Consider the following 10,360-nt stretch of genomic DNA (forward strand, 5'->3'; position numbering starts at 1 on the left):
GTAGTGGCGCTCCCGTGTAGAACCTGGCCCATAGTGCTTCCTTCCAATCGAGGGAAAATAGTGCACCATCAAAGCCTGGGATCAAACACCTAGTGACGCCACCTGATGCGGGACGGATCGGGCAACTGATCCAGCGGCTTGGACGAAACTACGTCGCAGCATTCGCCTTCACCTACAGCAGCAGCGAGCCCTGGGCCACGACGCCTTCCGCGCAATGGTCGAAGCCAAGACCCACCGCTTTGCGGGCGTCAGGCCCGCTCATCGCCCACGCAGACCGAACACCGCCGACTGATAAGTTAACCTGACCCCGTTATTGGCTCCGTTATTGGCTTGAGATGAAACGTGCGCAGCAGCGCACGAACAGGCAGCGGAGCCGCGCCGGGCGGCACGGCTCCCGCCCGCGACCTTTCCCGCTCACGCGGTCGCCCGGACCACTGGCATGATGATGCCCGCACGTTGACCACTGACGTACAGGAGGCACGGATGTCACAACACGCTATCGAGGAGTTCATCGAACGCTGCGTCCAGCTGGTCGATCGCGGCAGCTTGAGTCGCACGCACAAGGCAGCGCTCATGCGTAGCCTGCTTGGGCTGCAGGCGCGTTACGACACCGGCCTGACCTGGTTCCGCGTGCACACCGAGCTACTGCGCAATGGCGTGCTGGTGCGTACGGCGGTCGAGGAGATCGACGATGCGACCCTGCGCGCGCAGGCCCTGGCCGCCGAAGCGCCCGGTTGGCTGGAGGATGCACAGGGCGAGGTCTATCTGCAATGGCAAGACCAGGCACGCGTGGTCTACCGCCGACCAGACACCGGCCACACGCTACCGCTGGCAGAAGTGTTCGGGGACGTTCTCGATCTCGCCCACCAGGCCGATGACAGCGCGTTGTTCACCGATTGCTACGGCCTGTTGGTCAACGGCTGGCTGGACGAGACCTTCGACGCTGCCGACGGTATCGCCCCCACCCTGGACGGCCTGCTCGCTTCCGACACCTTGCGCGCCATCCGTGCGCTGGCCGCACTCCGCGCGCTCAAGCCTCGCCGTGGCGCACCCGAGGACCTGGCCGTGCCGCGGCTGGCCGACAGCGGCACCTCCGGTGAGATCGAGCGCGAGATGGGTCTGCGGTTTTTCCTGCAGCCCAAGCGCACGCCTGCGGCGTTACGCATTGCGCGTGACAAGGCCACACGTCAGCAGGTGCGTCTGCGCGAGCTGCTCCCGCAACTGGTGGAGCAACACCTGGGCACATCGCTGCGCGCTGCTGGTTGGTCTGCTGTCACGGTTGAAGCGAGCCATCGTTGGCAATGGATCCGCGACCACGACGGCAGCCGTCAGTGTCTGTGGGCCAGCTATGACCCGACCCTGGGCGAGCTGATGGTCCAGGCGGGGCTGCAGCATGCCCGCCTGCTGGCCTGGCAGCAGCGCGCGGCGACCACGCAGCTGCATGACCTGCATTGCGTGGCTGATGCGACCACCTTCATGGGCAAGCAGGTCCTGGACAGCGCGGACGTGGGCGACTACGGCGGCTGGGCACTGAATCCAGCCCACAGCGACGCCGTGCTGAGCGCTGCCCTGGCCCGTCTGGCGACGGCACTGCCCGCACTGGATGTGCACTTCTTCAGGCGCCTGACCGATCAGCTGGCCGGCCCCTGGTTCCAACGCTCCGCCGACACCTGGCTGCAGCTGCTGGAACACGGCGACGACAACGGCGTGGTGCCGCCCGAGGTGATATTCGCCAGCCCGGACAGCGTGCTGCTGGTATTCGTGTTTTTCCACCTGGAGTGCGGCGAACAGACACGTGCCAACGCACATGTCGAACAGTTGCGCCAGCGGCTGGCCGCACGCGCCCGTCCAACTGTCTGGCATCGCCAATGGCTGGCGCCATTTCTGCAGCAGTGGGAGCACGGGGCAGGTACTGCGCCCATGCCACCGCTGCTGCACCCGCTGATGCTCGATCACCTGCGCGCAAACGATGGCGCCTGATTGCCGCACCACGCCGCCGATACGCGGCTGGCGCGACTCAGGCATGTGTACGGAGGACTTGCAGGTCGACATCTTGCTGGCGCAAGCCGCGGCGCCGCGCAGGCAACGCGGTGCCGCATTCCAAGGCCTTGTCCGCTTGCGATGCCGGCAGCGCACAGGCATCGCGCACAGCCCTCAATAGCGTAGCGCCTCCGCTGTGGGTGCCACCGGCGCAAACCGCGCCTTGCTGAAGTCATGCAGCAGCCGAACCGCCTGCTCACCCTGCTCGGAATAGCGCCGGAAATCGCTTTTGCACAATCGATACAGGCAGCCGTCCCGCGCGAACACCAGGTCGCCGCCATCCCAGTCGGCCCAGTCGGTGCCGGGCAGGTCCACCAGCACGGCGCCGTCGCGATCCAGCACGCGATGACCCAGCGCATACCAAGCATCGTTCTGGCGCCCCACGGCATGCAACAGCGATTGCAGCCGACGCCCGCCACTGCCGTCCTTCTCCCACACGCGTGGGCGCGTGAAGCCGTAGAGCACGCCGCTTCGCAAACCGCCGCGTTCGCCCTCACCGCCGTCGAGCGTTCGCCAGCCAGCGCGCTGCCGCAGCATGCTGTCGATCGGCTCGTCTTCGCCACCGCCGGACCATTGCCCGAACGGCCGCACCGTCATCCCGTGCTTCAGACCGAAGCCGGTCGGCAGCGGAAACGGCTCGCGGCCTGCCTGCGGGCGATGATTCAACAGCAAGGTCTGCTCGTCCTCAAACGCACCACCGCCACCCCATGCATCCCCCTTGGGCCAGAGCGCCAGCGCGGTGAAGAACGGTGGTCGCGACAGCGCTGTCCAGGTTCCGAAATCGCCCTTGTGCTTGGCCGCGAAATACACCAGCAGGCGGCCCGACGGCGACAGGTCGCAACGCCGCTCGTAGATGCGGCCCTTGAACCACTGCCCGTGCTCGAACGTGTCCGTGCGCAAGTCCCAGCGGATCAGCTGAACCTGCTTGCTGGGCCCACGCCGGAAGATCACCCCGGTGCGTGCGTCTCGCGCCAGCAGGACATACAGCCGTGTGGCTGAAACCAGGGGTCCCTGGCGATGGGATATCGGGTCCATGCGAGTGCCTCCGTGCGCCCTATCCTACGCAACCGTACGACACCTGCGCCGCCCCTGCCCCACACGCGGCCAGTGATCGCCTAGGATTCCAGCGCAACGCAGCACCTGCAGTCAGCGGCCTGGCCGACATCCCAACCCGCGTCGGCGGCTGATGCGGCAAGACCTTGTCGCGCGTTTAGCGCTCCTACGTGCATGCTTGCCCGCAGACGCCTCGTCCCGTCGCCAGACGCAAGGAACCGCTTCTGATCACGCTCTCCCGCCGCCAGTTTCTCGATGCCGGCCTCATGGCCCTGACCACCTCAACGCTGCTCGGTGCCTGCGCCAAGCAGGACACCACCCTGCAGACGCGCTGGACGCACTGGCAGGCGAAATGGCGCTGGATGGAAGCCATCGCCCGCAAGCGCCGTTGGCAGGTGACGCCGCTACGGATCGCCCCGCCTGCGACAGAACGCCAGCTGCTATCGCTCGAACGCCGTCACCGCCTGCCGATCCCCGCCCAACTGCGTCGCGTCCTGCGCGAGCTGTCGGCGGAGGTGAGCTTCGGCTGGTACGTGCCCTCGCATCTGCGCGCGATGGAACAGCAAGACCTGCCGTCGATGAGCTGCAATCGCGACACGGTGTGGAGCCTGACGCACATCGATACGATGGCCCTGCCCGTCTTCCTGGACTGGAAGCAGGAGCTGGCCACGCGCGATCTGTCCGAGGCACCCAACAGTCCTGCACTGTGGGAACACCAGTTCGCTTTCTACAACCTCATCAACGGCGACTGGCTGACCATCGACACCACGCATGCGGATCCGGCCAGGCAACCGGTACGCTATTTCTCGCACGAACTGGAGATGCTGCACGGCCTGGCGCTGGCGCCGGACTTCTTCAGCTTCATCACCCAGATGTCGGCGCTAGGCATGGCCGGCACCGAATGGGCCTCGTGGATGCGCTTTGGCAACGGCCAGAAAGACGACACCTTCTACCTGGATGCCGGCAACGAGGGCGCCAAGGCGTGGCTGGCCTGGCTGCAACGCGACCCGGCGCAACCCGGCCCCGATACGCCGCCGCTGCCGATCGTGGAGCGCAGCGCTGCCGATCGCGCATTGCTGGACGCCGCACGCGCCAATTCACTCGTCGGCGTCGAGGCCGCATTGCTGGCAGGCGCCGTCCCCGACTGCACGCCGGACAGCGACTGGCTGATGGAACACACCGCATCCGACCAGGAGTTTTCCACCGCCATCCATTACGCCACCCGGCACGACAACACGGCGATGATCGAGCGCCTGCTCAAGGCCGGCGCAACGCTCAATACACGGCTGCTGCCGCTCAATACCGCGGTCAAACACGGCACGCTAGCCACCGTGCGCTGGCTCATCGCGCACGGCGCACGCGTCAACGGCTGGGCCAATCAGCGCTACTGGCCGCTGCACGACCTGGTGGTCACCCGCGGGCCGATCGCCGCAATGACGCGCGCGCACTACCGCCAGCACCTGATCGACAGCATCAGCATCGGCAGCCTCGACTCACTGGATGGCATGATCGCCCAAGCCAAGGACGCACAGACCCGCGCGCGCTATCGCGCCGCCAAGCGCGCCCTGCAGCAGGCCAGCGAGGAGGCGGTGAAAGATGTCGACAGCAAGCTGCGCAACCACCTCAGTCTGCAGGACTATCTGGACATGCTGGAAGCGCTGCTGGACGCCGGCGCCGACCCGGACGCACGCTGGGACAACGGCACCACCATGCTCGGCTGGGGCGGCGTGGCCACCGCACGCGTGCTGCTGGCACACGGCGCCGATCCCAACGCACGCGACATCCACGGCACCACGCCGCTGCACACCGCCAGCACCGGCGAAAAGGTGCGCGTGCTGGTCGCCGGCGGCGCCGACATCAACGCGCAGGCCATCGCACAGAACACCGACGACTCGCAGCACTACACACCGCTGCAGTCGGCGCTGCTCTCCCACACGCTCGATGGCGACAGCCCCATCACCGCGCTGCTGGAACTGGGCGCGGACGCCACCCGCACCGACGCCGATGGCCGTTCGTCGCTGGCCTATTGCTTCCAGCCGGACCTGGTGCGCCTGATCATGAGCAAGGGGCTGGACCCGCTGGCCCTGCAACCGGGCCAGCAAACCCTGCTGCATAACCTCACCGCCCGTCACTGGCTCCCGCGCCACACGTTCCCGAAGGAAGTGGCCTTTCTCGATTTTCTGCTGAGCCTGGGGATCGACATCAACGCGCGCGACGCCAGGGGCCGCACCCTGCTGCACTACGCCGCCGAACAGGAAAGCAACGATGAGAGCGCGCCCAACTACGCCCTCGTCCTGGCCCGGGGTGCCGACAAAACCATCAAGGACAACGATGGCAAGCGCGCCGTCGACCTGTTTGCCGCCTCGTTGCAGACGGTGCGGGCGACATTGCGGTGAGCGTCATGCGCTGACCATTACCGGAGCCAGACATCACGCATCAGCATGCGCGCGCCGGCCTTCCCTTGATGACTCAGCCGTCGAAGGCAGCACGTCGGCAGTACCTACCACCAACCTCCCACTGGGCCGCCTAGCGTCCAGGCGCAGGTGCTTGTTGTGTCGCCTGCGATTGCGCTTGGTCGGAGGCCTGGACGGCGTTGTGCTGATCGGCGGTGTAAACACTCTGCCGCATATCAGGTGCCGGCGTGGTCGCGTCTACCTGTGCACGAAATCCTGGCGTCTTGCCAGAAACGAAGATCTGGTCGTCACGCAGAACGGCGCCGGCGAGCTGGTCAACCCGTTCCAAACCCGCCTGCTTTGCGGCAATCATGACCTCGGCCACCTTGGTATCGGACACCGATGCAGGCAGCTGCCCACGCAACGTATTGAAATACGCACGGTCCGGATGCGTGTCTGGGAACCTGTCATGCGCCTGGTCCTGCAGGCGCGATACATCCTTGTTGATCCGGTCAACATCGCCGCTGGTCACAAGATCACGCTGAGGATCTCCCTGGGGCCGCGCCAGGCGTGGATCGTCGGGAAACAGCTGCCTGAGCCGCGGATCGTTCAAACCGGTCGCCAGATCGCCCTGGCGCAGGGCAGTGTAGGCCTGTCGCGCCAGCTCATCCTGCCCGGAGGTCTGATCGCCGAGCCGGCGACCGGCTTCGTTGTTCCATAGATCCATGCGATGTTCGTAGGGATCATTTGGATGGGCTGGCCCAATCTCGGCATCATCCCCGAACCTGCGTGCGATCCATTGCTGACCTAACGCAAGCTGGGTGACACGGCCGCTGGTATACGCATGCCGAAAGGCATCGAGCTCGTCGTTGTGCCCCTGCGATTGGAAGGTGCCATCGGGACGCTTTGCCAAGGTGATGCCGCTCAGATGTTCGTAGTGCCGATAGGCTTCCTGCTCAATCTCACGCTTGGCACCCTTTGGATCAGTGACATCAACCATGGCCTAGCCTCCCTGCGCTGCCTTCTGAAACTCGATAGGCCCTTGATAGCCCGGATACTTCTTCTTGATCAGGATGCGATCGGATGGCGTGACACAGCTGTCCTCCAGGGAATTGCTCACATGTGCCTCATCCACGAAGAACTCTTCATAGGGCAACGGCAGCACGGATGTCTCTCCGTCGCGATCGAACTTCAGCAACAGGCTGTCATCGCGCTCGAAGCACAGCGTCTTCCAAGGGAAATCGGTCAGCTTGCCGGCTTCGACCACCGCCGAGTCCTTGCCGGCCAGCAGCGTCACAACATGCTCGGAAAACTGTTCCTTTGAAATCGGTGGCTCATTCATGGCGCATCCTGCAAAGGTGGCAACAACCACTGCGGCCGATGCCGAAAAGTAATGAGGGAAGATAGCGAATGGCATACAGCGCGGCCCCTTCCAGCGGTAAAGCGATGTTTTACCAGAAGAACAAAGCACACGCATCCTTGCAGGAATAGCGACGCCCCTTCTAGCGAATTCCGGGGCACGCCGGCCAAGGAATTCCTGGAGATTTCGATCAGACAATTACATTGAATTTGAGTAGTCGCCCATCTGATTACAGCTCTGTGAAGGTGGATCAACGACACAATAGACAAGTCAGTCGCACTCAGTGACAGCAATACCGACGACATGGAATATCTCAGCGCGCTATTGATGATCCTGTCTGGGTAACAGCTTGCTGCGACTGCTCCAGCGCCTGCTGCTGTTCGCGTGCCTGGGCCTGAGTCTGGTTGATTGCCTGCAGGCGATCGAACGACTGGTTCTCTGGTGCCTGCACGGCGTCCACCGTCGGCATGTGCGCGCGCTGGTGTGCCGGGTCGTTGAGGGCGCCCTGGACGACAAAGACCTTCTCGCCGCCGGCCAGCTGACCTGTGGGGTTGTTGAGCACTACATGATCCACCCGCGACAACCCTTCCTCTTTGGCCAACGCAAGCAAGCTGGCAGTCATGCGCTGGCTTGCCCCGTCCCACTCTTTGCCGTGCTGAGCGTCGAGCTGCATCACACCACTTTTGATCTGCTGATACAGCGGGTGGTCTGGGTGGCCTGGCTGTGAGGGCGTCTGCGCTGGGGGACGTGGCGATTGTGGGTCGCGCTCTCGCAGCTCCTGCTCCAGCGCCTGGGCAGAAATCGGCGAGACGTGCAGGTGAGTGTCCTTGCTGTGCTGGAAGAGCCCAGGGGTTGGCGGCTGCGTACTACTGTCCAGGTATGGCATGGGGCGGGTGTCGCTGCCCAGGTCAATGCCATTGTGCTCCAAAATTTCTTCTTTGAACCCCAGGCGCTGCATATCCAGAATCATTGGCTGCTCCGGCTCGCCGGGCTTTGACTTGTTGTAGTGTCGCTCGTAGATGGCGGCTGTGCCGACCACCCACGGACCGTAATGGTTGACGTAGTCGGACTGGCCCGCATGACCGATACGGGTGTCCTTGACCGACTTATCGAAGTAATTCACTCCCATTGCCTCGACATTACCCGCCGTGGGCGACAACGTCAGGTCGCTATTGAACGCCAGGTTTGCCTTGGGCGTGTAGACGCTTGGATAACCGCTGCGCGTGACGAAATCTCTGGCCCGACCATCCGCAAATAGGTACACATCTTCAAGCGTAGGATTAGGGTTACGACTCTTGGCCGCGCTCACGATAGCGTTCCACCCGGCTATTTCGGCCGTTGCTTCGTCCGCACGGTTACTGGCCAGCACCTTCTCGCCAGCAGCAGTGTAATCGTGCGTGCTACGGGCAATTTTTATTGCCTCTGTTTTGAACTGTTCCCGCGCAAGCGCAGCAGTGGGACTGTAAAGGCTATGCTGAATTTCATGTCCCAAGACGAAAGTCAAATCGCCTGCTGCTGCATGCTTGCCGTTGGCATCATTCACCAGCGCTGCAAGCGGCAGGTGAATTTCCTGATCGCGTGGATCATAGGTGCCTCCCGCATGCGGATCGTTTAACGGCGCGAAGCCTTTCAGCACCTTTTTCTGCACCGCCTCGTTGATCTGGCGGGTCAACTCGGGCGAATCGTTTAGGACCCGGTTGAAGTTGTCCAGATGCTCACGTGTGACACCTGGTTGCTGACCAAATGACGCCACCACGGCACTTGCTTCCTGGCTCAACATGTCCGCTCCTTGGACTAGCGAATTTGAACCCACTCGACGCACTGATGAGTAGTGCGCGCTAAAGGTTCGTCAGCCTCGCCACGCGGGAAGAGCTCTACGCGCATCCCTGGGCGTTGAAAGATATCGCTCATCCATCGCCCATCTTCGACAAGATTGCGTTGTCGCGAGAAACCCATTTTTTCGAGGTGCGCCGCAAATGCCTCGAAGTCGATCTGGCAGATATCCGACATAGACGGAGACACTTCTGGCGGATTAGGCAGGAACAGGAACTCGAACCATGCACCCTTTATTTCAGTTTTGTTGACACCAAACCCGTAGTTCCAGTTTTGGGTCAGCACTCCGCTGGCACCGAACCGGCCGGAACCATCACTGCGGTGCTGTACCGACTGGCCCATTGCTCGAGACACATGGTCGGCGGTGAACGATTCAATACTGGTGCTTGTGCGAATCAGCTCCAGTACCCGCTCCAATGCTTCCTGCGCGGTACGTGGTCCACCTTTGGAAGGATCTGCAGGTACGTGATTGGCTGAGGAACTCATGGCAGATGTCTCCGTGACGGTTGCCGGGGCTGGGGTGGCCGACGTATGGGCGCATGCGCCCAGAGCGAGGGTGGCGAGCAAGGCGTAGAGGGGGCGCGCGATCATGAAGCGTCCGTTGTGCGCTGGTGTGGCTGCGACGCTAGTGGCATCCGGCACCGAGGTCAATCGCAAGGGGTCTGGCAGCCGCACCATCATCGCCGCACACTGCGCGCCTTGGCCGGCACCTCCACCGGCGGCAACACCTCCATCAGCAGCTGCCCTTCGCTGGCGGTGATGCGCAGCTTGGTGCCGATGGCAAAGCCCAGTTGTTCCAGCCATAGGCCGCTGAGGCGGACGTGGGGTACGTGTTGGTCGCCGGCATGGTCGTGGGCACCGGGGTAATGGGTGTAGCTGACGGTGCATTGGCGCGGGCGGCGGGCGCGGCGGGGTGCGCGTAGCGTGCCGGGGCCTTGCGGGGAGGCGTCCGGGTCGGGCGGCAGCATCGGCGGCAGCTTGGTGCGGTCGGGTTCCACAACAACCCACTGCACCCGCTTGGGTGGCGCGGGGCGCGCACGCGTGCGGGTGGGCCGTGCGCTGGCAGATGCCGTGGGTGGGCGGCGGCGTGTCATGGCGCCTCCGGCTGGTGGCGGGTGATGGATGCAGCGACGCAGTGCTGCAACCCCACAGCACTGCGTGCGAACCGGCGGCGCGAGGTGTGCGGTAACACACCGAGCTGGCGGCTCAGCGGATGCGCGTGATGGTCGCTCGCCTGCTCAACAGCTACGCGTGCAGCGAGCCGGCACAGCACTCCGGCCACATTCCACCGCAGGTGGTGAGAGGTGATCGACGACAGGTCAACTGGCACAGACGCCAGCATGGATGGTGCGGTAGACATGGCAACGCCCTCCTGGAACAACCCAAGAACCGCCGCCAACGGCGACGGGATGTCGGGAGGTTCGAAACCGCAGAGAGCCGGCGGGCGTATTCCCCTTGCGGGTGTTGTATTAGCCGCCCTCCCGACGCAGGCATTGCGTCGGCTTGTACCTGCAGGATGCAGGCACAAAAAACCCACCGGTTTGACGGAGGTGGGTACCGCTCTCTGAGGAGTTTCGACGCTCCTTGAACTTAGAGCGGCTAACAAAACCCTTGAATTCTGTTGAGTCGGCGACAACATTGCCGGCATGACACGTCGCAACGAGATCCCTAGTGCGCTTTG

The 10,360-nt window shown here is 63.7% G+C and carries 9 protein-coding genes; 2 read left to right on the forward strand and 7 right to left on the reverse strand.

Annotated elements, in window-relative coordinates; all coding sequences use genetic code 11:
• Positions 1–483 precede the first annotated feature (483 nt).
• The gene (locus tag XarbCFBP7408_RS21205) at positions 484–1,980 is read left to right on the forward strand and encodes a hypothetical protein (protein WP_104564610.1); all 1,497 of its coding nucleotides are present in this window, start codon (positions 484–486) and stop codon (positions 1,978–1,980) included.
• A 174-nt stretch (positions 1,981–2,154) separates the two neighbouring features.
• Here the strand turns inward: XarbCFBP7408_RS21205 and XarbCFBP7408_RS21210 are convergent, their stop codons facing one another.
• Complete coding sequence (locus XarbCFBP7408_RS21210) at positions 2,155–3,075, reverse strand: hypothetical protein (protein WP_104564611.1); 921 nt, start codon at positions 3,073–3,075, stop codon at positions 2,155–2,157.
• A 284-nt stretch (positions 3,076–3,359) separates the two neighbouring features.
• On the opposite strand from XarbCFBP7408_RS21210, the gene XarbCFBP7408_RS21215 reads away from it, so the two are divergent.
• Positions 3,360–5,489: an ankyrin repeat domain-containing protein gene (locus XarbCFBP7408_RS21215; RefSeq protein ID WP_104564612.1), complete on the forward strand. Its 2,130-nt coding sequence runs from the start codon at positions 3,360–3,362 to the stop codon at positions 5,487–5,489.
• 130 nt (positions 5,490–5,619) lie between these two features.
• Here XarbCFBP7408_RS21215 and XarbCFBP7408_RS21220 read toward each other — a convergent pair whose 3' ends face one another.
• The 6 genes from XarbCFBP7408_RS21220 to XarbCFBP7408_RS23325 all read right to left on the reverse strand — a co-directional run bounded on the left by XarbCFBP7408_RS21220 (position 5,620) and on the right by XarbCFBP7408_RS23325 (position 10,039).
• Positions 5,620–6,486, reverse strand: coding sequence for a DUF6973 domain-containing protein (locus XarbCFBP7408_RS21220; protein WP_104564613.1), 867 nt, complete (start codon positions 6,484–6,486; stop codon positions 5,620–5,622).
• A gap of 3 nt (positions 6,487–6,489) precedes the next feature.
• The gene (locus tag XarbCFBP7408_RS21225) at positions 6,490–6,828 is read right to left on the reverse strand and encodes a hypothetical protein (RefSeq protein ID WP_081419572.1); all 339 of its coding nucleotides are present in this window, start codon (positions 6,826–6,828) and stop codon (positions 6,490–6,492) included.
• A gap of 331 nt (positions 6,829–7,159) precedes the next feature.
• On the reverse strand, positions 7,160–8,626 hold the full coding sequence (locus XarbCFBP7408_RS21230; protein ID WP_181107086.1) for an XVIPCD domain-containing protein: 1,467 nt from the start codon (positions 8,624–8,626) through the stop codon (positions 7,160–7,162).
• Positions 8,627–8,640: 14 nt separating this feature from the next.
• Positions 8,641–9,270 (reverse strand): hypothetical protein, encoded by a 630-nt coding sequence (locus XarbCFBP7408_RS23320; RefSeq protein WP_104564615.1) that lies wholly within the window; start codon positions 9,268–9,270, stop codon positions 8,641–8,643.
• An 86-nt stretch (positions 9,271–9,356) separates the two neighbouring features.
• The gene (locus XarbCFBP7408_RS21240; protein ID WP_104564616.1) at positions 9,357–9,773 is read right to left on the reverse strand and encodes a SymE family type I addiction module toxin; all 417 of its coding nucleotides are present in this window, start codon (positions 9,771–9,773) and stop codon (positions 9,357–9,359) included.
• Positions 9,770–10,039, reverse strand: coding sequence for a hypothetical protein (locus XarbCFBP7408_RS23325; protein ID WP_258072283.1), 270 nt, complete (start codon positions 10,037–10,039; stop codon positions 9,770–9,772). The genes XarbCFBP7408_RS21240 and XarbCFBP7408_RS23325 overlap by 4 nt, the downstream gene beginning before the upstream one ends.
• Positions 10,040–10,360: the final 321 nt, after the last annotated feature.

Origin of the sequence: Xanthomonas arboricola pv. guizotiae, assembly GCF_002940205.1 — a bacterium.
In the GTDB taxonomy this organism is placed as follows: Bacteria; Pseudomonadota; Gammaproteobacteria; order Xanthomonadales; family Xanthomonadaceae; genus Xanthomonas; species Xanthomonas arboricola_C.

What these genes read in the sequence shown, in the direction of transcription:
- XarbCFBP7408_RS21205 (WP_104564610.1), top strand. Translation starts at nt 484, where the DNA reads ATGTCACAACACGCTATCGAGGAGTTCATCGAACGCTGCGTCCAGCTG.
- XarbCFBP7408_RS21210 (WP_104564611.1), bottom strand. Translation starts at nt 3,075, where the DNA reads ATGGACCCGATATCCCATCGCCAGGGACCCCTGGTTTCAGCCACACGG.
- XarbCFBP7408_RS21215 (WP_104564612.1), top strand. Translation starts at nt 3,360, where the DNA reads ATGGCCCTGACCACCTCAACGCTGCTCGGTGCCTGCGCCAAGCAGGAC.
- XarbCFBP7408_RS21220 (WP_104564613.1), bottom strand. Translation starts at nt 6,486, where the DNA reads ATGGTTGATGTCACTGATCCAAAGGGTGCCAAGCGTGAGATTGAGCAG.
- XarbCFBP7408_RS21225 (WP_081419572.1), bottom strand. Translation starts at nt 6,828, where the DNA reads ATGAATGAGCCACCGATTTCAAAGGAACAGTTTTCCGAGCATGTTGTG.
- XarbCFBP7408_RS21230 (WP_181107086.1), bottom strand. Translation starts at nt 8,626, where the DNA reads ATGTTGAGCCAGGAAGCAAGTGCCGTGGTGGCGTCATTTGGTCAGCAA.
- XarbCFBP7408_RS23320 (WP_104564615.1), bottom strand. Translation starts at nt 9,270, where the DNA reads ATGATCGCGCGCCCCCTCTACGCCTTGCTCGCCACCCTCGCTCTGGGC.
- XarbCFBP7408_RS21240 (WP_104564616.1), bottom strand. Translation starts at nt 9,773, where the DNA reads ATGACACGCCGCCGCCCACCCACGGCATCTGCCAGCGCACGGCCCACC.
- XarbCFBP7408_RS23325 (WP_258072283.1), bottom strand. Translation starts at nt 10,039, where the DNA reads ATGTCTACCGCACCATCCATGCTGGCGTCTGTGCCAGTTGACCTGTCG.